This is a genomic window from Ruegeria sp. AB7, from assembly GCF_056542625.1.
This window is the reverse complement of record NZ_JBQGAC010000001.1, coordinates 959,682-980,630: the sequence shown is the minus strand read 5'-3', so window position 1 is coordinate 980,630 and position 20,949 is coordinate 959,682. Positions and strand designations below refer to the sequence as shown.

General features: G+C 57.3%; 25 protein-coding genes. 17 read left to right on the top strand and 8 right to left on the bottom strand.

The genetic code is table 11. The features are described 5' to 3' along the window. Window positions 1–16: 16 nt before the first annotated feature. The 3 genes from ACR0EN_RS04950 to rpoD all read left to right on the top strand — a co-directional run bounded on the left by ACR0EN_RS04950 (window position 17) and on the right by rpoD (window position 4,446). A complete protein-coding gene (locus ACR0EN_RS04950; RefSeq protein WP_170396287.1) occupies window positions 17–313 on the top strand; it encodes a hypothetical protein in 297 nt (98 codons plus the stop codon). Window positions 314–393: 80 nt separating this feature from the next. Then, the gene (gene dnaG, locus ACR0EN_RS04945; protein ID WP_170817955.1) at window positions 394–2,343 is read left to right on the top strand and encodes a DNA primase; all 1,950 of its coding nucleotides are present in this window, start codon (window positions 394–396) and stop codon (window positions 2,341–2,343) included. 114 nt (window positions 2,344–2,457) lie between these two features. Continuing rightward, window positions 2,458–4,446, top strand: a complete 1,989-nt coding sequence (rpoD, locus tag ACR0EN_RS04940; RefSeq protein ID WP_170396291.1) for an RNA polymerase sigma factor RpoD — start codon at window positions 2,458–2,460, stop codon at window positions 4,444–4,446. Window positions 4,447–4,629: 183 nt separating this feature from the next. On the opposite strand, the gene ACR0EN_RS04935 is transcribed toward rpoD, so the two are convergent. After that, window positions 4,630–5,643 carry a helix-turn-helix domain-containing protein gene (locus ACR0EN_RS04935; RefSeq protein WP_170396293.1) on the bottom strand — a complete coding sequence of 338 codons (1,014 nt, stop codon included), beginning with the start codon at window positions 5,641–5,643 and terminating at the stop codon, window positions 4,630–4,632. 339 nt (window positions 5,644–5,982) lie between these two features. On the opposite strand from ACR0EN_RS04935, the gene ACR0EN_RS04930 reads away from it, so the two are divergent. The 7 genes from ACR0EN_RS04930 to ribD all read left to right on the top strand — a co-directional run bounded on the left by ACR0EN_RS04930 (window position 5,983) and on the right by ribD (window position 9,536). Next, window positions 5,983–6,408 carry a DCC1-like thiol-disulfide oxidoreductase family protein gene (locus ACR0EN_RS04930; protein WP_170396296.1) on the top strand — a complete coding sequence of 142 codons (426 nt, stop codon included), beginning with the start codon at window positions 5,983–5,985 and terminating at the stop codon, window positions 6,406–6,408. After that, window positions 6,329–6,676, top strand: coding sequence for a DUF4166 domain-containing protein (locus ACR0EN_RS04925; RefSeq protein WP_480585456.1), 348 nt, complete (start codon window positions 6,329–6,331; stop codon window positions 6,674–6,676). The genes ACR0EN_RS04930 and ACR0EN_RS04925 overlap by 80 nt, the downstream gene beginning before the upstream one ends. Before the next feature lie 13 nt (window positions 6,677–6,689). Next, complete coding sequence (locus tag ACR0EN_RS04920) at window positions 6,690–6,953, top strand: DUF4166 domain-containing protein (RefSeq protein ID WP_480585453.1); 264 nt, start codon at window positions 6,690–6,692, stop codon at window positions 6,951–6,953. 77 nt (window positions 6,954–7,030) lie between these two features. Next, a complete protein-coding gene (locus ACR0EN_RS04915) occupies window positions 7,031–7,432 on the top strand; it encodes a hypothetical protein (protein ID WP_255612048.1) in 402 nt (133 codons plus the stop codon). A gap of 6 nt (window positions 7,433–7,438) precedes the next feature. After that, window positions 7,439–7,849, top strand: a complete 411-nt coding sequence (locus ACR0EN_RS04910; protein WP_170403327.1) for a secondary thiamine-phosphate synthase enzyme YjbQ — start codon at window positions 7,439–7,441, stop codon at window positions 7,847–7,849. Window positions 7,850–7,968: 119 nt separating this feature from the next. Continuing rightward, on the top strand, window positions 7,969–8,439 hold the full coding sequence (gene nrdR / locus ACR0EN_RS04905) for a transcriptional regulator NrdR (protein ID WP_039534475.1): 471 nt from the start codon (window positions 7,969–7,971) through the stop codon (window positions 8,437–8,439). Then, complete coding sequence (gene ribD, locus ACR0EN_RS04900; protein WP_480585450.1) at window positions 8,436–9,536, top strand: bifunctional diaminohydroxyphosphoribosylaminopyrimidine deaminase/5-amino-6-(5-phosphoribosylamino)uracil reductase RibD; 1,101 nt, start codon at window positions 8,436–8,438, stop codon at window positions 9,534–9,536. Before nrdR ends, ribD begins: the two co-directional genes overlap by 4 nt. Before the next feature lie 3 nt (window positions 9,537–9,539). Here ribD and ACR0EN_RS04895 read toward each other — a convergent pair whose 3' ends face one another. The 3 genes from ACR0EN_RS04895 to ACR0EN_RS04885 form a co-directional block, all read right to left on the bottom strand. After that, complete coding sequence (locus ACR0EN_RS04895; protein ID WP_480585447.1) at window positions 9,540–11,537, bottom strand: capsular polysaccharide biosynthesis protein; 1,998 nt, start codon at window positions 11,535–11,537, stop codon at window positions 9,540–9,542. Between the two features lie 3 nt (window positions 11,538–11,540). Then, window positions 11,541–12,674 (bottom strand): polysaccharide biosynthesis/export family protein, encoded by a 1,134-nt coding sequence (locus tag ACR0EN_RS04890; protein WP_170396306.1) that lies wholly within the window; start codon window positions 12,672–12,674, stop codon window positions 11,541–11,543. A gap of 80 nt (window positions 12,675–12,754) precedes the next feature. Beyond that, complete coding sequence (locus ACR0EN_RS04885; RefSeq protein WP_480585444.1) at window positions 12,755–14,053, bottom strand: capsule biosynthesis protein; 1,299 nt, start codon at window positions 14,051–14,053, stop codon at window positions 12,755–12,757. A 140-nt stretch (window positions 14,054–14,193) separates the two neighbouring features. On the opposite strand from ACR0EN_RS04885, the gene ACR0EN_RS04880 reads away from it, so the two are divergent. Continuing rightward, window positions 14,194–14,781: a riboflavin synthase gene (locus ACR0EN_RS04880; RefSeq protein ID WP_170612455.1), complete on the top strand. Its 588-nt coding sequence runs from the start codon at window positions 14,194–14,196 to the stop codon at window positions 14,779–14,781. A gap of 3 nt (window positions 14,782–14,784) precedes the next feature. Here the strand turns inward: ACR0EN_RS04880 and ACR0EN_RS04875 are convergent, their stop codons facing one another. Then, entirely contained in the window at window positions 14,785–15,840 is a 1,056-nt protein-coding gene (locus tag ACR0EN_RS04875; protein WP_480585441.1) for a phosphatase PAP2 family protein, read from the bottom strand. A gap of 319 nt (window positions 15,841–16,159) precedes the next feature. On the opposite strand from ACR0EN_RS04875, the gene ribB reads away from it, so the two are divergent. From ribB to ACR0EN_RS04855, 4 genes are read left to right on the top strand one after another with little or no spacing between them, the layout of a single operon-like run. Next, on the top strand, window positions 16,160–17,281 hold the full coding sequence (ribB, locus tag ACR0EN_RS04870) for a 3,4-dihydroxy-2-butanone-4-phosphate synthase (RefSeq protein WP_170626626.1): 1,122 nt from the start codon (window positions 16,160–16,162) through the stop codon (window positions 17,279–17,281). 2 nt (window positions 17,282–17,283) lie between these two features. Next, window positions 17,284–17,835: a 6,7-dimethyl-8-ribityllumazine synthase gene (locus tag ACR0EN_RS04865; protein ID WP_480585438.1), complete on the top strand. Its 552-nt coding sequence runs from the start codon at window positions 17,284–17,286 to the stop codon at window positions 17,833–17,835. Next, window positions 17,832–18,314 carry a transcription antitermination factor NusB gene (gene nusB, locus ACR0EN_RS04860; RefSeq protein WP_480585435.1) on the top strand — a complete coding sequence of 161 codons (483 nt, stop codon included), beginning with the start codon at window positions 17,832–17,834 and terminating at the stop codon, window positions 18,312–18,314. The genes ACR0EN_RS04865 and nusB overlap by 4 nt, the downstream gene beginning before the upstream one ends. Window positions 18,315–18,373: 59 nt before the next feature. After that, complete coding sequence (locus tag ACR0EN_RS04855; protein WP_170403312.1) at window positions 18,374–18,679, top strand: hypothetical protein; 306 nt, start codon at window positions 18,374–18,376, stop codon at window positions 18,677–18,679. 215 nt (window positions 18,680–18,894) lie between these two features. Here the strand turns inward: ACR0EN_RS04855 and ACR0EN_RS04850 are convergent, their stop codons facing one another. Then, a complete protein-coding gene (locus ACR0EN_RS04850; RefSeq protein WP_170396319.1) occupies window positions 18,895–19,320 on the bottom strand; it encodes an SRPBCC family protein in 426 nt (141 codons plus the stop codon). After that, window positions 19,317–19,637, bottom strand: coding sequence for a metalloregulator ArsR/SmtB family transcription factor (locus tag ACR0EN_RS04845; protein ID WP_170422312.1), 321 nt, complete (start codon window positions 19,635–19,637; stop codon window positions 19,317–19,319). The genes ACR0EN_RS04850 and ACR0EN_RS04845 overlap by 4 nt, the downstream gene beginning before the upstream one ends. Window positions 19,638–19,754: 117 nt before the next feature. Here ACR0EN_RS04845 and ACR0EN_RS04840 point away from each other — a divergent pair, with 117 nt between their 5' ends. After that, window positions 19,755–20,174, top strand: coding sequence for an MmcB family DNA repair protein (locus ACR0EN_RS04840; RefSeq protein ID WP_480585432.1), 420 nt, complete (start codon window positions 19,755–19,757; stop codon window positions 20,172–20,174). Here ACR0EN_RS04840 and ACR0EN_RS04835 read toward each other — a convergent pair. Then, on the bottom strand, window positions 20,171–20,359 hold the full coding sequence (locus ACR0EN_RS04835; protein WP_170396325.1) for a DUF6324 family protein: 189 nt from the start codon (window positions 20,357–20,359) through the stop codon (window positions 20,171–20,173). The genes ACR0EN_RS04840 and ACR0EN_RS04835 overlap by 4 nt on opposite strands. A gap of 78 nt (window positions 20,360–20,437) precedes the next feature. Here ACR0EN_RS04835 and ACR0EN_RS04830 point away from each other — a divergent pair, with 78 nt between their 5' ends. Continuing rightward, window positions 20,438–20,920 (top strand): N-acetyltransferase family protein, encoded by a 483-nt coding sequence (locus ACR0EN_RS04830; RefSeq protein ID WP_480585430.1) that lies wholly within the window; start codon window positions 20,438–20,440, stop codon window positions 20,918–20,920. Window positions 20,921–20,949 lie beyond the last annotated feature (29 nt).

Sequence of the window (20,949 nt, the reverse complement as noted above, 5' to 3'; positions counted from 1 at the left end):
ATCTTCGGAGATCCCCATGTTGCGTATCGCCATCGTTGCGGCCGTGCTGGCCACGCCAGTGGTTGCACAGGAAACCAAGGAACAGAGCTGCAAGTATCAGGCCGACGTTGTTGCAGCGATACAGAAAGCACGACTTGACCGGGTCAAGGAACGCGATGTGGCGCAGGCGGTGGCCGACAGTGGTCCTACCTGGCCCGAGAACTACAATGCCGCTGTTCCGCTGATCACGCCTTGGGTATATGAGCAGAAGATGCGCGACGTGCGTAAGAAGGATCTCGGAGCTGCGTGGCTGGAGTTGTGTTTACAACAATAATCCACAGTCAGATCATTTCTCTGTGGACAACCGCGCGCCATCCCCTTGGCGCGCGTTTTCATTTCTGGCAGGTTTGACCCATGTCTTTGCCCCCCGGATTTCTGGATGAACTGCGCACGCGCCTCAGCCTGTCTCAGGTTGTTGGGCGTAAGGTCATGTGGGACCAGCGCAAATCCAATCAGGGCAAGGGGGATATGTGGGCGCCTTGCCCATTTCATCACGAAAAGACCGCCTCGTTCCACGTCGATGACCAAAAGGGATTCTATTACTGCTTTGGCTGCCACGCCAAAGGGGACGCGATCAGTTTTGTGAAAGAGACCGAGAATGTCTCTTTCATAGAAGCCGTGGAAATTCTGGCGCGCGAGGCTGGGATGCCGATTCCCGCGCGCGATCCCAGGGCGCAGGAGAAACAGGACCGCCGCTCGCAACTGGCCGAGGTGATGGAGCAGGCGGTGCAGTTTTTCCGCCTGCAGCTCAAGACCGGCGCAGGGGCGGCGGCGCGCGACTATCTGGGGCGCCGAGGACTGGATGCGCAGGCGGTGGATCGGTGGGAGATCGGGTTCGCGCCGGACGGCTGGCAGGCGTTGTGGGATCATCTGACCGGTAAGAACGTGGCTGAGGAATTGATTCTCGGAGCAGGGCTGGCCAAGCCGTCGAACAAGGGTAAGAAACCCTATGACACATTCCGCAACCGCATCATGTACCCGATCCGCGACCCGCGCGGGCGGTGCATTGCGTTTGGTGGCCGGGCGATGGATCCCAATGACAACGCCAAATACCTGAACTCGCCCGAGACCGATCTGTTCGACAAAGGCCGCAGCCTCTACAATCATGGCCCCGCACGACAGGCGGCAGGCAAGGGGCAGCCTTTGGTTGTGGCCGAGGGCTATATGGACGTGATCGCTTTGGCAGAGGCCGGGTTTGGCGCGTCGGTTGCGCCATTGGGGACTGCGATTACCGAGCATCAGTTGCAACTACTTTGGCGCATCTCAGACGAGCCGATTATCGCTCTGGATGGCGATACCGCTGGTCTGCGCGCGGCGATGCGTGCCGTTGATCTTGCGCTGCCGCTGCTGGAGGCCGGGAAATCTCTGCGTTTTGCCCTGATGCCCGAAGGCAAGGACCCCGACGATCTGTTGCGGGCCGAAGGGCCGGGGGCGGTGCAGGGCGTGCTGGATGCTGCAATCCCGATGGTCAAACTGCTCTGGCAACGCGAGACGGAAGGCAAGGTCTTTGACAGCCCCGAACGCAAAGCGGCGCTGGATAAATCCCTGCGAGAGAAGATCAAGCTGATCCGCGACCCCTCGATCCGATCGCATTACGGGCAGGAAATTAAGGACCTGCGCTGGCAATTGTTTCGCCCACAGAGACAATCGCAAAATCGTCCGTGGCAACCGCGCGGAAAATGGCAGCCGCAGGCACAGCCTGCCACGCCCGGCGCGCGGGCGTCGTTTCTGGCCTCAGCTGAGAATGCGGATATTCAACTGCGCGAAGCGGCGATTCTCGCCATTGCCATTCTGAATCCGCAGGTTGTTGTGCAATTCGAAGCTCAGCTGGAAGAAATGGATTGCCACGACCCTGATCATGCGGCCTTGCGAGGGGCAATCCTGCGTCATGCGATTGACGATCCCGATAACCTGCAAGACCACATCATGCAAACTTTGGGGCCGGAACCCCTTGAAAACCTGCTGGCCCTTCGCCATGTCGCAGTGATCCCCTGTGTGTACAAACCGGGCGACGTTGAAAAGGCCGAGATGACGCTGGCCGAGGAACTCGCAAAGATCAAAGCGCTCCAGGGGTTGGATGCTGAGATTGCCGAAGCGGCAGAGGAATTGTCTGATCTGGCCGATGAGGCGCTGACATATCGGCTGGCGCAAGCCGCCGAAGAGCGCAACCGTACAAGCCGCAGCCAGAACGAAGACAGGGCCGTTTTCGACATCGCCGACAATGGTGCGCGAATCAACCGCGATGAGAAAGACGCGTTTGAGGCCATCACGTCTGGCATCAAATTCGAACGGAAACATCGATGAAGTGGTGTTTTCGTAAGGCACTGGAAAAGAAAAACGGGTAAACGGGTGGCCGAATCACTTCTACGCGCTAATGATTCGGTTCAAACGAATCACCCATCCCTGCAGGAGCATTGAATGGCCGCCAAGGATACGAACGAAGACCGCAAATCCGACGAGCAGGAACAGGAAATCTCGCTGGACATGAGCCAGGCCCAGGTCAAGAAGATGATCGCCGAGGCTCGCGAGAAAGGTTACATCACCTACGACCAGCTCAATCAGGTTCTGCCGCCTGATCAGGTCAGCTCGGAACAGATCGAAGATGTTATGTCGATGCTGTCCGAGATGGGCATCAACATCATCGAAGATGAAGAAGCCGAAGAAGAAGAAAACAAAGGTTCGACCGAACTGGTCACGACCGAAGGTCCGCGCGAGGTCGCGCTGGCTGGTGCTGCAACCGAAAAGCTGGATCGCACCGATGACCCCGTACGCATGTATCTGCGTGAGATGGGCTCGGTCGAACTGCTGAGCCGCGAGGGCGAGATTGCCATCGCCAAGCGGATCGAAGCCGGTCGGAACACTATGATCGCTGGTCTGTGCGAAAGCCCGCTGACCTTCCAAGCGATCACCATCTGGCATGATGAACTTTTGTCCGAAGACATTCTGCTGCGGGACGTCATCGATCTGGAAACCACTTTCGGCAACCAGATGGATGAAGACGGCGAGGTTGAAGAGCCGGTTGTCGATACCTCATCGGTGCAGGCGGCCAAGCCTGCCAAGGATGAGGGGCCAGAGCTTGACGCTGACGGCAACCCGATTGCCAATGATGATGACGATGATGACGACGATCAGGCCAACATGTCCCTGGCCGCGATGGAAGCGGCGCTGAAGGATCAGGTTCTGACCACGCTGGAACGCATCTCGACCGACTTCGCGATGCTGTCCGAAATGCAGGACAGCCGGATTTCTGCGACGCTGAACGAGGATGGCACTTTCAGCGCGAAGGACGAAGAAACCTATCAGAAGCTGCGCGCTGAGATTGTTGAACTGGTGAACGGTCTTCACCTGCACAACAACCGGATCGAAGCTCTGATCGACCAGCTTTATGGCATCAATCGCCGGATTATGTCACTGGACAGCTCGATGGTGAAACTGGCTGACCAGGCTCGCATCAACCGTCGCGAGTTCATTGATGCTTATCGTGGGCGCGAGCTGGATCCGAACTGGTTGGCTGAAATGGCTGAGAAGCCGGGCCGGGGCTGGCAGATGTTCATCGAACGCTCGACCGAAAAGGTTGAGGAACTGCGCAACGACATGGCCCAAGTCGGGCAATATGTCGGTCTCGATATCCCTGAATTCCGCCGCATCGTGCAGCAGGTTCAGAAGGGTGAGAAAGAGGCGCGGCAAGCCAAGAAGGAAATGGTCGAGGCCAACCTGCGTCTGGTGATCTCGATTGCCAAAAAGTACACGAACCGCGGCCTGCAATTCCTTGATCTTATTCAGGAAGGTAACATCGGCCTGATGAAGGCGGTGGACAAGTTCGAATACCGCCGGGGCTATAAGTTCTCGACCTATGCGACCTGGTGGATCCGTCAGGCGATCACGCGTTCGATCGCGGATCAGGCGCGCACGATCCGTATCCCGGTGCATATGATCGAAACGATCAACAAGCTGGTCCGGACAGGTCGTCAGATGCTGCACGAAATCGGCCGCGAGCCAACGCCGGAAGAACTGGCCGAAAAGCTGCAAATGCCGCTTGAGAAGGTGCGCAAGGTGATGAAAATCGCCAAGGAGCCGATCAGCCTTGAGACACCAATCGGTGACGAGGAAGACAGCCAGCTGGGCGATTTCATCGAAGACAAGAATGCCGTGCTGCCGCTGGACAGCGCCATTCAGGAAAACCTCAAGGAAACCACCACACGGGTTCTGGCCTCTCTCACCCCGCGTGAAGAGCGGGTTCTGCGGATGCGCTTTGGCATCGGCATGAACACCGACCACACGCTGGAAGAGGTCGGTCAGCAGTTCAGCGTGACGCGCGAACGTATCCGCCAGATCGAGGCGAAGGCGCTGCGTAAGCTGAAACACCCGAGTAGGTCGCGTAAATTGCGGTCCTTCCTGGATCAGTAAATCGAAAGGCGCCTCATCCCGAGGCGCTTTTTTCTTTCGCCCGCTCACAATGACTGAACTTCAAATCAAATTGGCGGGAATTCGCAAGGAGTCCGGCGATGCCATCTTTATATCGCCGCTGTCCACTCATGGACAGGCCGGGGCGAGGTGATTGGGCTGATGACCCCCGGCCACGTTGTAGCTTCATGAAAGCGGATGAGAGACACGTTTGCGAAAAGCAGTCGGGGCCTGACCCGTCCAACGTTTGAAGGCGGTGGAAAACGCAGCCTGATCGGAATAACCGAGCGAATACGAGATCTCGGACAGATGCATACCGTTCTTGATAAAGGTCTGCGCCAGGTCACATCGTAAATCTTCAACAATCTCGCGATATGAAGTGCCTTCGTCAGCCAGGCGGCGAGCCAATGTTCGAGGGCTTAGGCCGAGCTGGGAGGCGGCGTCGTCCACCTGTACGATTCCCCCCGGCATCGCATCTGTGATCAACCCTTCGATCTGTGCTCGGGTTTTCTGTCTTGGCGACTGTCTTTCGGCCAGCAGGCGTTCGCCAAATTCAACCAAATGCGCGCGCAGGCTAGGGTCGTAAGTTGGGATCGGTGTTTCCAGCGAGGGCAGCGACAGGATGATTTCCAAGCGTTCGGCCCCGAAGGTAACTGGGAAACCTCCGATCTTCTGGTAGGTGGCTTGGTGTTGCCCAACTGTGTGCTGAAACCGTATCTCAATCGGATTCAGATTCAACTGAGTCAACGCCCGCATCCGGGCGATGGCGCCAAACAGCAGGAACTCGGTCCGCCGATGATAGCGGGAAAAGCTCGGGTCTTTCCAATCGGCCTCAAGCGAGGCAGCGTTACCTGAAAGGCGCAGATTGAAGGCCAGGGCCGGGTCGATAATGCCATGAAACCGCGCCGTATTCTCGATCACCTGCTTCAGATCACGAGAGTATTTGCTGATATAGGCCGTAATGCTGGAAGAAGAACTGAATTCCAGACCCGCCCGCGCGCCAAAGGTGATATCGCCAAGTGCATCGCAGGCGTGTCGGACAAACAGCGCTTCTTTGTGGGCGCTGTACCTTTTGGCAGGCGGTTCAATATCGCTGCGGGTCAATGCGCAGTCACTCAGGACCTGTTCCACCACGGTCGCGCTTGCGTGATCCTCAAGGGTCCGTGTCAGCAATTGAATGCGTGAAATGTCGACGTCCATCACCCAGCCCAAAAAACGCGTTACTGTAATACCGTTACCCTAGCGGCAAACCGTGGCAATGCGCCAGCCTCGGTGCTGATACCCAGGAATTGACCGCAACTCACAAAGATATGGCAGAAATGGCCATGTCCGTAGCCTTGGCCAATAGCTACATGACCGGTGTTGTCGGGTCAGCGCCTTTTGGGGAAAAGGTCAGAGCCTGAGCGAGCGGTCCACCAAGCCGTTTCAACGGGTTCCCCGGCACGCCCCTCTCATTCTTCTGGTCAGTCATGTCGCATTGCTGCGGCGCATTCGACGTGACAGCATCACGGGGAACCTTTTGTTATTTCTTGATCTCTCGTGGCTGATGATCTTTCCATCGATACAGATTTGATCGTCTTCGACGGTGAATGCGTGCTGTGTTCAGGGTTTTTTCACTTCATGTTGCGCCATGATCGAGATCAGAAATTTCTATTTGCAACTGCGCAGTCACCGCTTGGGCAGCAGCTTTATACTCTCCTGAACCTGCCGACAGACGAATTTGAAACCAATTTGGTGATCGTCAAAGGAAAGGTGCACCAAAATCTCGACGCATTTGCCGCTGCGATGCGTGCATTATATGTTCCGTGGCGGGTATTGTCCTTGTGTCGATACCTGCCGAGGTTTCTGAAGAACCCGCTGTACCGGATGATTGCCCGTAACAGATATGCGCTATTTGGGCGGCGGGATGAGTGCCTGGTTCCTGATCCTTCTCTCAGATCGCGGTTTGCCCAAGATGGATTCTGATCGTGATCCATTCCTGCAGGCGCTGGGTATAGATGAAGCTGTGCCTGGATTGGTCAGGGGTTTGCACAGCGGGGAAGGTCGCTACTCTGGTCGATGCAGCATTCAGCGTGGCCGAGGCGTTTTGGTCGCTCTGGCACTTCGCATCGGACGATTTCCACCTGCGGGCGAAGATTTGCCGGTCACCCTTACGATCCGAAAGTCCGGCGCATATTGGCAATGGGAACGGGATTTCGCAGGCCACAAAACGCGTTCACGGATCACTTTTTGATCCGCTGTGTGGCATGGTGCGGGAACAGATCGGCGGGCTGACAATATGGTTGCAGCCGGTGCGAACTGATAAGGGGCTGACCATTGAGATCCGCCGCCTCGCTTTATTTGGCATTCCGTGTCCGGGGTTTCTTTTGCCACCTTCCGGATCGACCGAGGCTGAGGACGCACAATTGAGGTTTCGCTTTGACATTTCGGCGACAGCACCGGGATTGGGGCGCTTGATCCGCTATGAGGGATGGTTAGAGCCTGTTCACGAACCACGTGGGTCAAGCTGACATGATCGTTAGTTCGCTGTGCTGACGATGGCGACGCACTAGTCTATATTTCACATGGAAACAGGAAGATGGTCACAATGAAACAGACAATACTTTGCGCATTTGCAGCACTGCTTATGACCAGCTCTGCGGGCGTTGTCGATGCAGCGCCGAACGGTTATCGAACAGAACCGATGAGCGGCACAGACTTCGAGGTCATTCCAAGGACACGTCAGGATACTGATGGATATTGGTGCGCCGCTGCTGATTTTGCCCGCCGGAAATTGGGTGCTGGGTGGCAGCAACAAATCTACGTTCTGCGCGGCTATGGCCCCAGCGTGACAACGGGACGCCGGACGGCGGTACAGTTCACACTGAAACAACCCGCCAATGTCCCGCAGAAAGGCAGCTTTTCGGTCACAGCCGGGTTCCAGCCGGGTGACAGCATGTCGGTACAGGGCGCAAATGCACGGTGCGGCGTCCGTCCGTTTATCAATTGACCTGCGATGCAGACAGAATTCTCGATCCAGACACAGGGCGTGGGGCTCTATGAGATTACCGCCCCTGTGCGCAGTTGGCTGAGGCCGGTTTCGGACGGTTTGCTGACGCTCTTTGTGCGCCACACTTCTTGTTCGCTGCTTATTCAGGAAAACGCCGACCCCGAGGTGCAGACTGATCTGCGCGCATTCTTTGATCGGCTGGTGCCGCAATCGGATCATCCGTCGATGGCTTATCTGCGCCACACCTATGAGGGGCCGGACGACATGCCAGCCCATATCAAGGCCGCGATGATGCCTGTTTCGCTGTCGATACCGGTGTCAGATGGGGTACCTGCGCTGGGCACATGGCAGGGGATATATCTGTTTGAACACCGCAACGCGCCGCATGAAAGAAAGGTCGCTGCGCATTTTGGGTGACGCTTTATATTGGGGTGGAAAATTCCGACTACCCAAACCCTAGAGGCTGTCCTATAGTTGTGGATAAGTAAGCCGCAGTGCTTACAAAAAGTGGCCAGCTAGGGACGAGGAGACGGCGGATGCGCTGCCCGTTTTGCGGAAATATCGATACTCAGGTCAAAGATTCACGCCCGGCAGAGGATCATGTCGCGATCCGCAGACGGCGGTTCTGCCCGGCCTGCGGCGGACGGTTCACCACCTATGAACGCGTGCAACTGCGTGATCTGGTCGTCATCAAAACCAACGGTAAGCGCGAAGACTTCGACCGCGACAAGCTGGAACGCTCGATCCGTATTTCGATGCAGAAGCGGCCCATTGATCCCGATCGGATTGATCAGATGATCTCCGGTATCGTGCGCCGTCTTGAAAGCATGGGGGAAACCGATATCCCTTCGAACAAAATCGGTGAAATTGTAATGGAAGCGCTGGCCCGGATTGATACGGTCGCATATGTTCGCTTTGCGAGTGTGTACAAGAATTTCCAGGCGGCCGATGATTTCGAGGAGTTTGTCCACGAGTTGCGCCCGCCGCAACCTTCGACGGATGAGTGAGCGATACAGATAAGCGATATATGGCGCTGGCCCTATCATTGGGGCGGCGCGGCCAAGGCACCTGCTGGCCGAATCCGTCCGTCGGGTGTGTCGTCGTGCGCGATGGACGCATCGTTGGTCGCGGCTGGACGCAGCCCGGGGGTCGTCCGCATGCAGAACCTATGGCTCTGACGCAGGCGGGTAAGGCCGCGCGAGGTGCCACCGCTTATGTCTCGCTTGAACCCTGTTCACACTACGGAAAGACGCCGCCCTGTGCCGAAGCGCTGATTGCGGCCGGTGTTACCCGTGTGGTCTCGGCGATCGAAGACAGCGATCCTCGGGTCGCAGGGCAAGGGTTTGCCATGTTGCGCGAGGCCGGGATTGAGGTCACCACCGGTGTTCTGGCGGAACAGGCAGCACGCGACCACGCAGGGTTTTTCCTGAAAACCGAGCAGGGCCGCCCGTTTGTGACTTTGAAACTGGCCAGCAGCTTTGATGGACGGATTGCTACGGAAACCGGGCACAGTCAGTGGATCACAGGTCCAAATGCTCGCCGCGCGGTGCATGCGATGCGTGCGCGCCACGATGCGGTGATGGTTGGGGCAGGGACAGCGCGCGCCGATGACCCGTCGCTGACGGTTCGTGATCTGGGCGTGCAGCATCAGCCGGTGCGCGTGGTGGTCTCGCGCCATCTGGATTTGCCCTTGATGGGGCAACTTGCGCGAACCGCGTCCGATATCCCTGTCTGGCTCTGTCACGGCCCCCATCCAGACCCCGAGCGTGCGCGTGCGTGGGAGGGGTTGGGTGCCCGTCTGATCCCTTGTGCGCTGGATGGTCATCACGTGGATGCGGCTGATCTGTTGCAGCAGCTTGGGCAGGCCGGATTGACGCGTGTCTTTTGCGAAGGCGGATCAGCATTGGCTGCATCTTTGCTAAAGGGCGATCTGGTCGATGAGTTGGTCGGTTTTACGGCAGGGCTGACCATCGGGGCCGAAGGTCTGTCCGCGATCGGGGCACTGAGGCTTGATACTCTGGATACTGCCCCCCGATTTGATCTGATCGAGACACAAGTCGTTGGCGGCGATATCCTACATCGCTGGGCGCGCGTGACGCACTAGCCTTCAGCGCCACCAATGCGCATGCGTCGCCAGTGCGCCCTGAAATTTGGACAAGATGCGATTTACGGGTCCGGTAGGGGATGGCGTACCCTGCGCAAGCCGTTCGACCGCGATTTCGACGGGGCAGGTCTGTCCCGTCACCGGATCGAGATAGCGGGGGTAGTCAATCAGCGTTGCGTGCACCAATCCCATCAGCGAAGGCCGCGCGCCACGTCGCGCAGGCACTGCCCCCAGATCCGTTGTCAGCCCCCAACCGGCGTAGAACGGAGCGCCGAGTGTGGTGACCCGGACGCCGCGCAGCAAAGCCTCGAACCCCAGCAGAGAGGTCATAGTCCAGACTTCCTCAACCTGTCCAAGCAGGGTGGCAGGATCGGTGCCTTCTACAATGACATCGGCCAGATCAGTTTCGATCTTGCCGTCGCGCAGACCAGCTTCGACATCCGGATGAGGTTTATAGATCAACACAGCGTCGGGATTGGCCTCGCGCGCCGCGCGCAGCAGGTCCAGATTGGTGCGGATATTGCTTGCTCCCAGCCGGATCGAGGCGTCATCTTCTACCTGACCTGGCACCAGAATACGATGCCCCGTCGGTAGGTCCGGGGCGGGGTGGCCAATGTTGTACTTGCTTAGGCCCTCGGTCAGCAGCCGGGCTGTCAGCCGCTCGGCGCGGAGCCTCTGATCAGGGCGCAAGGTTTCGCGCGTGGTGATCCATTCTTCCAGGCGGCTGGGATGCGTTGGATCGTAGTAGATGCCGATATCATCGGTCACCAGCGACAGCGGTGGAACCAGCTCCGCGCCCAACCCGCGGGATCGTAAAAAGCCATCCTCAATCCGGGTTGCATTCAGCGTCTCACCGGCTCGGCTGGCCCAGACCATATGGGGTTGTTTGGTGTTCTCTGGCTGCTCGGCCACGAAACGCACCTTATGGTGCTGGCCGAAAATGCGTTGCAGGTGGCGGCGTTTCCATACCCGCATCCCGGAGGCGGTCCAGCCTTTGTGGTCCTGCCGCCAGGCCCGGGTTTGCGCCTCAAGCGTATCGAGCACGCATTCCAATTCGCACAGGCGATCATGGTAGGGATCATACCAACGCGGATACAAGATCATCGCAGCTGCAAAAAGCTGCGCCCGCGTAAGATTCCGTTGGCGACGGAGCAGGGGTGCATCATCTTGCGTCAGCCCCCACCCAGCGTAGAATGGTTGCCCGAACACGCGAGGTTTGTGCCCGGCCAATATCGCCTCAAATCCCATCTGCGAGGACAGCGTGTAAACCCCGATGGCCCCTTCAAGCAGCGACCATGGACTGATGGGGCTGTCGAGGATCGATATTCTGTCACTCAGATCCTGATCGGAAAAGTATCCCTTGCGGTGGCCTGCCGTGGTTTCGGGGTGGCTTTTGATGAGGATGCGCGCGCCGGGGTTTTCCTCTTGCGCGATTACCAGCATCTCGCGGAACCGTGCATAGTCGCCGTTGCTTGCGGTGACGGCAGCATCTCCCTGCGTCTGGTCGATCACTAGAACGTAGCCAGGATCGGGAGGCGTCAGATCAAGGTCAAAGGCCGAGTATTTGCTCAGATGCAGCTCTCGAATGCGCGCGATTGCGCCTCGCGCGCGATCCAGCAGGGCGGTGTCATCCAGCGGATGCGTGGCTAACAGAGTTTCCAGATCCGAAGGCACACTCGGATCAAAATGCAGACCCGATCGATCCAACAACAGACCCATGGGTGCCTCACCGCTTCGTCCAGGGTGCAGAGACCGCAGGAATGCGTCTTCGACCCTCAGGACGGGCACATCGCGTTTCTGCGCGATACCCATGCCCCGATGGGCTGTCGGGCTGTTGCCCCAGACCCCGACCAGATCGTCTGGCTGTGGCAGACCAAGCCGGATGTCATACCCGGCCAGAGACAATATACGACGCAGCCGCGACTGTGTCAGGAACCCACCGTTGTAAACAAAAAGCCGGGAGCGTTCGCCCCCGGCCGTGTTCTCCGATTCAGAGAGCATTCATCAGTTACCCGTAAGCGTCGCCACATTCGCAAATGGCGTCAGACCTCCGGCAATCAGCGAGACAGATTTGCTCCACTGTGCATATGGGGCCTCGGTGACGTATATCGTGTCATCGTCTCGGATCACGAAATCGCGGGCGATGAACAGGCCATTGGGCGCGGTCAGGTTCAGCAAATAGATCATGCGCTGATCACCCTGTAGCTCGGGACGTCCCATGACATTGCGCGCCACATCCTGCCGTTCCTCACGCAGAACAAAAATACCTGTCGGGTCTGAGGATAGCGGCTGTAAGCCTCCGACCTGAGCCAGCGCCTCAAGGGCGGATAGGTCCTGACTTTCAAAGGCCACGCGGGATTGTCCTCCGGTCGAGCCCAGCGCGATGTATGAGCGGCTGTCCTGTTCGACCAGAATGCGATCGCCGCCGCGCAGGGCGATATCGGTTTCCGGGTTGCGGAACAGATCGTCGTACCAGATGGTTCCTCTTTGCTTGCCCCTGATCACAGTGACCAATGCGATATCGGATGCAACTGCCACCCCGCCTGCTTGCGCGAGCATGGTCGACAACGAGCCAGTCGGTCGCTCAATCGGATAGATTCCCGGCGCGCCGATAGTTCCGGTCAGAGAAACGGTCGACCCATCGCCCGGGGTACGCGACACTTGGACTTGCGGATCCGGAGTCTGTTCTTCCAGCTTCGAGGAAATCAACGTGCGGAGCTGTTCGGGCGTATTGCCCGCCGCACGCAGCCGCCCGGCATAAGGGACAAATATGTAACCTTCGCTGTCGACCTGCACCTGATCCAGAACGGTGGCGCCACCGGCTGCGGAACTTAGCAACCCATCCTCGACATTTTCCCAGATGCTGAGGCTCAGAATATCGCCGGGGCGTACGGTATCGGATGCGACGCTTTGCGCGCTGCGGAAGGATTTCGAAAACCCGTATTGCGGAATCACCGATGTGGCCCGCGCAACACGGTCGTCGACCTCAACCACAAAGGCGTTACCCCCGTTTTCGACCGACCCGGCTAGAATTTCGTTTTTGTTCGGCCCGGATTTGGGAAGCTGGCATGCTGCCAGCAGGCCAAGGGTCGCCACAAGGGAAACCCCCCGGATCCATCGGGTAGGAAAGCGCTGCACTGCCGATTTACCTCAATCGTCTTTGTTTTGTGAAGGTTACCCGCATCGCTTCGAAACATCCAGCAGCAGGTTGCCCGCGATCATTCAACAACGCGCAACTGTGGCGTTGTGGCCTCTTTATCGGAGAGCAACCCTTGATAGGGGTCCTGAGCCGATAGCATCATATCAGCCGCTCGCCGCAGCAATTGACGACGCCCTTGGCGAGAATAGAACCCCCCGGGGACTTGGCAGGTTTCCAGAAGAAATTGGCGATAAGCCCGATAGGCCTTGCCGCCCGGGGCATCTGGCTGGGCAAAGAATGCCTCAATCGATTGCCGAGATACGAATTCGGGCTTGTCATAAACCGACTGCCCAAAAATCCGCAAAGGAATGCCGCGCCACAGAACCTGCTGGCCTGCCGTGGAATTCACCGTCACGGCGGATTTTGCATCGTCTAGCAACCTGGCCAGCTTACCACCGGGCACATAGTGAATTCGGTTTGTGATGCCGTGCTGTGCTGCAAGCTGGCGCGCCCGCAGCCGCAGCGGTTCGCGGTGGTTCTCAAGCGGATGTTCCTTGATGACAAGGTGGTGATGCGCAGGGGCGCCTTTGGCGAATCCGGCGATCACTTGTTCGAGAAAATCGGACATACCGGAAAAATCCGAGTGATATTGGACCGAGCTGTCATGCCCCAATTGCAACAGCACAAGATGGTATGGAAAACCGCTCCACCTGACCTGTGCTGTGGCCCAACCCCGCTGTAGCCTGTGAATGGGCATCAGACTCAGACGTTTGAAGTACAAACGAAACTCTTTCGAAACCGGCAGCTCTCGATGTGGTCGGAATTTCTGATATCTGCGGTTCAGAAACAGCACAAACCAGTGATAGAGCGCACCGTAAAAGATGTGCTGGCGCATATCCCCCCAATGGGAAGGCGGTGGGGGCGCATGCCCTTCGGACTGTTCCAGCGCCGTCTGCATCTGCGCCACATCCAGTTCCATCAGGCGTGAGTTTCCGTTCGACCCGTTTCGTTCATAGGTCACCCACCAAGGGCGCAGGTAGCCTTCTTCAAACACATGAACCGTGATCCCGTGTGCTTTGGCAATCTCAACTGCTCGTGCATGCACGGGCCGGGTGTCGCCATAGAGCACGATATCGGTCACATCATAGTGGGTGAGCAATTCGCTTAAGGTCTCCGGCCAATCATCTGGCGCTCCGCGATATGGAATGTAACTGGATTTGTCGCCCCAGAAAGCCTGATCGCCCGCGTTGAAGCCGACTCGCCAGACCTGAGCACCCGCAGCCCGCAGCATCCGACCAAGCGCGTTAAAGAACGGACCATGCGGTCCTTGTAGAAACAGGAACACACGCCGGTTAGGGCTGTTGGCCAAAGGGATCATGCGGTCTGCTCGTGTGGTGACTTTTGGTGCGTTTGTATAAAATTATGCCTCTTTGTCATTTTCGCGGCAAGGCAGGGCTTGCCGGTGGGGCTGTGTGCCTTTACCTCGGCTGTTGAAGCTAGGTTCAGAGGGTTAATGATATGTTCACAGGGATCGTCACCGATATTGGCACCGTTACCGAACTGGACCAGCAGGGAGACCTGCGGGCACGGATCAAGACAAGCTATGAAACGGCGGGCATTGATATTGGCGCTTCCATCGCAAGCGATGGCGTCTGTCTGACCGTCATTACACTGGGCGATGACTGGTATGATGTCCAGATCAGCGCTGAGACGGTTTCGAAAACCAATCTGGACAGTTGGCAGGTGGGCAAGCGCGTCAATCTGGAACGTGCCTTGAAAGTCGGGGATGAATTGGGAGGGCACATCGTCTCGGGCCACGTGGATGGCGTGGCAGAGGTGGTCTCTGTGATAGACGAGGGTGACAGCACGCGGGTGACATTGCGGGCGCCGGCCAATCTGGCCCGGTTTATCGCTCCGAAAGGGTCCGTCGCGCTGAACGGCACATCGCTGACGGTTAATGATGTGGACGGGTGTGACTTTGGTATCAACTTCATTCCCCACACCAAAGAGGTCACCACATGGGGTGACGTCTCGGTTGGTGATCGCGTGAACCTTGAGATCGATACTCTGGCCCGATACGTCGCGCGACTGGCCGAGATGTCCTGACCTTCAGGTGGAAGGTCCAAATTTGGCCGTCAGCCTCTTGGACAGCCACCAGAAGCATGAAGCCAGCAGGATTGAGACATACCCGTCGATGGCGTAGTGCCAGGCGAGGTGAACCGAGCCTAATAAGATGATGAAGACAAACACCGACAGCGCCCAGCCGAGCCAACGCGAATAGGTGAAGCCGTAGAACGCCAGCAGCACGGTAGAGGCAACATGCATGCTGGGCATCGCCGAGATTCCGCCTGCTAGCCCATTATTCCGATAACCATCCAACAGCATTTCATGCACATTCAGCGCCCAGACCGGGCTGATTTCGTGTGATTTGCGTAACAACTCCATCTGCGGAACGAAGTCAGAGCCAAGATTGAAGGGTTCGTAGTAAACGGGACCAACCGAGGCAAAGATGGTTGCAATCACATTGCCGCCTACAAACCAGCACAGTGCAAACGCTACCAGAAAAACGGTGCTGCGGTTCGGGTCACTGCGGTCCAGACAGGCGACGCAAACCGCGATGTAAATCATGGGAAACCAGATGTGATAGGCACCATTTATCGCAGTGGTTGCGATCGGTGATCCCAAAATGGGCCATAGCAAGGTCCACGGATCGACGCCGCCGTGCAGAAACCGGTCCCATTGCACGAATTGCTCATCCCAGAGTGTCGGATTCACAGCATGTATTTCGTTCTTCAGAAAGGTATAGGTCAGGATAAGTGCGACGATGCTGAGAAAGCAGATAACCGCATCGGTCGCTTTTTCAACATCTGCCATCTTGGATCGCAGATCTTGCAACATCCATTGAATTGGCTTTTTGGGTCGCACGACGAACATGGCAACGCCAAGTCGCCAAAGTACGAAATTTGCGAACATGAAACCAAGCAGACGAACTGAGATGACAATCAGGGAAGAGGTCGAAAAATCCCAATATGACCGTCCGACATAGATGCTAACGGCAATGGCATAGACCATCTGCAGTGCAATGAGTGATAGCAGCAGCCTGTTTCGCCGAAGGGCGCTTACACGCACGAAATTTGCAGCGGGCAGATCAGCGGTCTTAGACACTGGGCTCAAATTCTCGTCTAGCTAGGACATTATACAATGACTGGTGCCCAGGATATCAGGCGATCCAAGGGCCCAATTGGGGCAATTTGTGGACAAAGTTCACGCAACCGGCCTAAAGGTTCAGCTATTGGCAACAATGCTCAGAAAAGGCCTAAGTCAAAACTGGCGCATAGGATTGGTAAACTGAGTTGGCACCAGATTTCATCGCTGGCCCTATAGCGCTGGGCATATCAATCTATCTCACAGTGCTTACAGGCTGGTCTTTGCGTCCACTCTGGTCTATCCCGCCATTCAAACCCGTTGTGCGAAAGGCTGCCCTATGAGTTTTGAAACCCCCGGACCGGTAGAGGCCCAATTGCGCGAGGCGATCAGTCCGATCGAGGAAATCATCGACGAGGCCCGAAAGGGCCGGATGTACATTCTTGTGGATCATGAGGACCGCGAGAATGAGGGTGATCTGGTGATCGCGGCCGAGTTCGCTGACGCGGAGGCGATCAATTTCATGGCGACCCATGGGCGCGGGTTGATCTGCCTGCCGATGACGGCGGAACGGATCGACAGTCTGGGCCTGCCGATGATGGCGGTGAACAACTCTTCGCGTCATGAGACAGCCTTCACCGTGTCGATAGAAGCCCGCGAGGGAGTTTCGACGGGAATATCGGCCGCTGATCGCGCACTAACGGTGGCGACCGCGATCAACGAGCAAAACACTATGGCTCACATAGCGACCCCAGGCCATGTCTTCCCCTTGCGCGCCAAAAGGGGCGGGGTATTGGTGCGGGCGGGGCATACCGAGGCCGCCGTTGATATCTCGCGTCTTGCCGGGCTGAACCCCTCGGGCGTGATCTGCGAGATCATGAAGCCCGATGGCACAATGGCGCGCCTGCCTGATCTGGTCGCCTTCGCCAAAGAGCATGACATGAAGATCGGCACGATCAGTGATCTGATCGCCTATCGCTCACGCAACGACAATCTGGTTGTGGAAACTTCGCGCGAGATGGTGACATCAGAATATGGTGGCGCGTGGGAGATGCGGATTTTCACCGACCAGACCCACGGTATCGAACACGTTGTCATGATCAAGGGCGACATCACAACGCCCGAGCCGGTCCTGACCCGGACCCACGCCCTGCATGAAGCGCCCGATATTCTGGGTCTTGGCCCGAAATCTTCACGAGAGCTGCCCCGCGCGATGGAAAAGATCGCCGAAGAGGGGCGCGGCGTCGTTTGCCTTTTCCGTCAGCCGCGAAATTCGCTGTATGCCGCAGACGACGAAGGCCCGCGCACGATCAAGCAAACCGGTCTGGGTGCGCAGATCCTGTCCAAGATGGGTATTCAGGAACTGGTGTTGCTGACAGACTCGCCTGAAACCGTATATCTGGGGCTCGACGCGTTTGGACTGTCAATCGTCGGCACCCGCTCGATCCTCAAGGAAGACTGATAATGGCTGAAAAAGACAAACATGGCATTCTGCCGACTCCCAGCTTCGACAAGCCGGTGAAACTGCTGCTGGTGGTGGCTCCGTTCTACCGTGCCATCGCTGACAACATGGTCGCTGGTGCCAAGGCCGAGATCGAGGCCGCAGGCGGAACCTGCGACGTGGTCGAAGTGCCCGGTGCGCTGGAAATCCCAACCACTATCGCCATGGCCGACCGCCAGTGTAACTACGACGGCTATGTCGCGTTGGGCTGTGTCATTCGGGGCGAGACGACGCATTATGAAACCGTCTGCAACGACTCTAGCCGTGCAATCCAGTTGATGGGCCTGCAGGGCCTGCTGATCGGCAATGGCATCCTGACTGTCGAAAACGACGAACAGGCCGAGGTACGTGCAAACCCCGAAAAGATGAATAAAGGCGGTGGAGCGGCGGCTGCGGCCTTGCATCTGATTGCGCTCAGCCGTAAGTGGGGCTCTTCCAAGAAGGGCGTCGGGTTCAAGCCGCCGTCCGAGTCCATCCTTGTGGCGGGCGACAGCAACGGACCCTCGACAGCATGACCCAGACAGACGCGCCAAAACCGGCCAACCAGAAACGCCTGATGAAATCCGCCGCACGCCTCTATGCCGTGCAGGCGCTGTTCCAGATGGAACAGTCGGACCAGACGACCCAAGCAGTCGTGACCGAGTTTCTGGATCACCGGTTTGGCGCTGTCTATGAAGGTGAGGAGATGCTGGATGGCGATATCAGCGTCTTTCGTAAGCTTGTGGATGATGCGGTGAACTATCAGGCCCCGATCGACCAGATGACGGATCGCGCGCTGGTTGCCAAATGGCCCATCGCGCGCATCGACCCGACCCTGCGCGCTGTGTTTCGCGCGGCCGGGGCTGAGTTGACCCAGAGCGACACGCCGCCAAAGGTCGTGATCACCGAATTCGTCGATGTCGCACGTGCGTTCTTCCCGGAAGGCAAAGAGCCCAAATTCGTGAACGCTGTGCTGGATCACATGGCGCGCGAGGCCCAGCCCGAGGCGTTCTGACGCCTTTACTGCGACCCTGCATGCGCTAGACTCACCATCACAGCGCAAGGAGGTTCGCCATGCCCAAACTGGTCCGTCTCTACATTACGCAAGTCATCTGGGGCTTTGTGATCTCGGCCGTCTTTGTCGGGGTGCTGCTGGCGCTCAACGTGGCCAATCTACGGCATCTGATCACCAGTTCGGAAATTGGTCTGATCGCGTTGGCCATGATCTGGTTCATGAACGGGATCGTCTTTGCGGGTGTGCAGTTCGCCTATGCGATCATGAGCATGGCTGAGAAGCCGAACAAACCACGTGGTGGAACACCGATTGCTCATGGTTTGAAGCCTGCGCCGATCAAACAGGAAGTGCGCGCAGGGCGCTGATTTATTAGGTAAATATGTGGCGGGACCACCAGTCAACCGTGCGGTTTGATTCCCGAGGACCTGTATGTACAGGTGGGCGCCAGTTAATCAGGCCAGGACCTGAACAGAGCCAGCCCCCTCGGAATTGCTTAAGGCCACCAGAATGCTACCTGTCACAAGAAGGGCAGAACCCGCCACGGGCCTAAGTAGGGCCTGAAGCAGGTTCGCACAAGGGGTTAAGCATCAACAGTTTCGTGCAATGCGGTGCGCATCTTGCCGAAATGTTCATCCCATCCGTCATCCAGCGAAAGGATCAGGCCAAAGGCGTCAGCCCCTTGAGGTAGGCCCTCGTGCAGCAGTCCAAGGCGTGTGCCGCCGGCGACGGGTTCCAGCGTCCACTTGACCACACTTTCGGCGCCGCCCATCGGTTTAATGGTGAATGTATATTCAAGATACTCTGGACGTCTCGCTTCACGCACTTCACCCCAAATCAGAAGGTCGCCGCTGGTCGTCCCGAACATCTCAAGCTTTTGTCCAGCGGCCAGGGGACGTTCGGGTTTGTGAAACCACTCGGCCAACCGGTCGGGATCAGTCAAATAGTCCCAAACGATTTCTGGCGTAGCGCGGAGAAAGATTGTTTTCTGCAAAACTGCGTCTGTCATTTCTTATTCCCTTCGATAGCTTTCTTCAGATTTGCGAGGCGATCATCCCAGAACCGGTCGAAGTAGCTGAGCCAGTCCAGAACCGGAGCCATTCCTTTGGGTTCAAGGCGATTGATGCGTTCGCGTCCACGAGCTTCGACGGTGATCAATCCTCCGTCGGACAAAACGGTCAGATGCTTTTTGACGGCCGCGCGAGTCATGTCGAAACGCTCGGTTAGTTGAGCGATCGTCATATCCTGCGCTGCCAGCATCTGAACGATGTCGCGGCGGGTCGGGTCCGCCAGAGCGCGAAATGCGTTTTGGGTCTGTGTCTTCATCGGGCACCTCTTATTGGATACCATTTGGTTTCACATTATTGCGATACCAAATGGTACCATGTCAAGCTGCTTGATTTTTGTTCATGAATTGTTCACATTCTCGGAATGACACTAATTATGCAGCCCGGACAAAAGCTGGCCCGTGGTGTTTCGCGTCACTTGTTGACCCACGGCTATGTTTCGATTGAAGAATTTGTCCCTACCCGAGGGCTGCGGGTCGATGTGATAGGATTGGGCCCTAAGGGTGAGATATGGGTGGTCGAGTGTAAATCCAGCCGCGCCGATTATCAGTCGGATTCCAAATGGCAGGGCTATCTTGACTGGTGTGACCGATTCTTTTGGGCGGTTGATACGGATTTCCCGACCGAGCTTTTACCTGCGGAAACAGGCTTGATCATCGCTGATGCCTATGATGCCGAAATCATCCGTATGGGGCCAGAAAGCAAGCTGGCCCCGGCGCGGCGCAAAAAGATGGTTCAGAAATTCGCGATGGACTCTGCACGTCGGTTGCAGGCTTTGCGCGACCCCAGGGTTTAGCTTTTGATGGCGCGCGCGGCTTGGGCTGCGGCGCGGATTTCCTCGGCGATTTCTTCGGCCTCTTCGGGGTCGAAATCCATTGGAATCTCAATTCCGGCACCTTCAATGAACAGCCGCACCATACCATGATCGGTGGGGCCGATCTGCAGGTTCGCTTCGATATCGCGTTCGGTATTGATGCTCATGTTCGCCTCCGGGAAATGCGCTTTGGTGCTAACGCGCGATGGGTTGAGAATCAAGCCGACTATGGGGTCAGATAGGGCATGGAGGCGGCAACGCTCAGACCTTTCCGCGCCGAGGATGCGCCGTGGCTGGTAGAACAGCATGACCTGCTCTATTCCCGCGACGAGGGGTTTGATGACAGTTTCGGCCCGCTGGTTGCCCGCATTCTGACGGAATTCATCGCGGATCATGATCCAACTTGCGAACAAGGCTGGATCGCCGAGTGCGACGGGGATCGTTTGGGTAGTATTTTCTGTGTCAGGCTGGATGATCAAACCGCCAAGCTGCGGTTGTTTCTGCTGCTGCCCGAGGCTCGTGGACAGGGGCTGGGCAAGCGGCTACTGACTGCCTGCATGGGTTTCGCCCGCGACGCAGGATATCGCCAGATGGTGCTGTGGACCCATGAGAGTCACGCCGCCGCTTGCGGGCTGTATCGTGCGTTTGGGTGGGAGCTTGTCGACAGCAAGCCGGTGCATTCCTTCGGTGTCGATCTGGTCGAACAAAGCTGGCGAATTCAGCTTTAATCCCCTTGCAATCCCCGTACGCCTTCGCT

Excerpts from the sequence above, each read along its gene's own strand:
- ACR0EN_RS04950 (WP_170396287.1), top strand. The coding sequence starts at position 17 with ATGTTGCGTATCGCCATCGTTGCGGCCGTGCTGGCCACGCCAGTGGTT.
- dnaG (WP_170817955.1), top strand. The coding sequence starts at position 394 with ATGTCTTTGCCCCCCGGATTTCTGGATGAACTGCGCACGCGCCTCAGC.
- rpoD (WP_170396291.1), top strand. The coding sequence starts at position 2,458 with ATGGCCGCCAAGGATACGAACGAAGACCGCAAATCCGACGAGCAGGAA.
- ACR0EN_RS04935 (WP_170396293.1), bottom strand. The coding sequence starts at position 5,643 with ATGGACGTCGACATTTCACGCATTCAATTGCTGACACGGACCCTTGAG.
- ACR0EN_RS04925 (WP_480585456.1), top strand. The coding sequence starts at position 6,329 with ATGCGCTATTTGGGCGGCGGGATGAGTGCCTGGTTCCTGATCCTTCTC.
- ACR0EN_RS04920 (WP_480585453.1), top strand. The coding sequence starts at position 6,690 with ATGGTGCGGGAACAGATCGGCGGGCTGACAATATGGTTGCAGCCGGTG.
- ACR0EN_RS04915 (WP_255612048.1), top strand. The coding sequence starts at position 7,031 with ATGAAACAGACAATACTTTGCGCATTTGCAGCACTGCTTATGACCAGC.
- ACR0EN_RS04910 (WP_170403327.1), top strand. The coding sequence starts at position 7,439 with ATGCAGACAGAATTCTCGATCCAGACACAGGGCGTGGGGCTCTATGAG.
- nrdR (WP_039534475.1), top strand. The coding sequence starts at position 7,969 with ATGCGCTGCCCGTTTTGCGGAAATATCGATACTCAGGTCAAAGATTCA.
- ACR0EN_RS04895 (WP_480585447.1), bottom strand. The coding sequence starts at position 11,537 with ATGCTCTCTGAATCGGAGAACACGGCCGGGGGCGAACGCTCCCGGCTT.
- ACR0EN_RS04885 (WP_480585444.1), bottom strand. The coding sequence starts at position 14,053 with ATGATCCCTTTGGCCAACAGCCCTAACCGGCGTGTGTTCCTGTTTCTA.
- ACR0EN_RS04880 (WP_170612455.1), top strand. The coding sequence starts at position 14,194 with ATGTTCACAGGGATCGTCACCGATATTGGCACCGTTACCGAACTGGAC.
- ribB (WP_170626626.1), top strand. The coding sequence starts at position 16,160 with ATGAGTTTTGAAACCCCCGGACCGGTAGAGGCCCAATTGCGCGAGGCG.
- ACR0EN_RS04865 (WP_480585438.1), top strand. The coding sequence starts at position 17,284 with ATGGCTGAAAAAGACAAACATGGCATTCTGCCGACTCCCAGCTTCGAC.
- nusB (WP_480585435.1), top strand. The coding sequence starts at position 17,832 with ATGACCCAGACAGACGCGCCAAAACCGGCCAACCAGAAACGCCTGATG.
- ACR0EN_RS04855 (WP_170403312.1), top strand. The coding sequence starts at position 18,374 with ATGCCCAAACTGGTCCGTCTCTACATTACGCAAGTCATCTGGGGCTTT.
- ACR0EN_RS04850 (WP_170396319.1), bottom strand. The coding sequence starts at position 19,320 with ATGACAGACGCAGTTTTGCAGAAAACAATCTTTCTCCGCGCTACGCCA.
- ACR0EN_RS04845 (WP_170422312.1), bottom strand. The coding sequence starts at position 19,637 with ATGAAGACACAGACCCAAAACGCATTTCGCGCTCTGGCGGACCCGACC.
- ACR0EN_RS04840 (WP_480585432.1), top strand. The coding sequence starts at position 19,755 with ATGCAGCCCGGACAAAAGCTGGCCCGTGGTGTTTCGCGTCACTTGTTG.
- ACR0EN_RS04835 (WP_170396325.1), bottom strand. The coding sequence starts at position 20,359 with ATGAGCATCAATACCGAACGCGATATCGAAGCGAACCTGCAGATCGGC.
- ACR0EN_RS04830 (WP_480585430.1), top strand. The coding sequence starts at position 20,438 with ATGGAGGCGGCAACGCTCAGACCTTTCCGCGCCGAGGATGCGCCGTGG.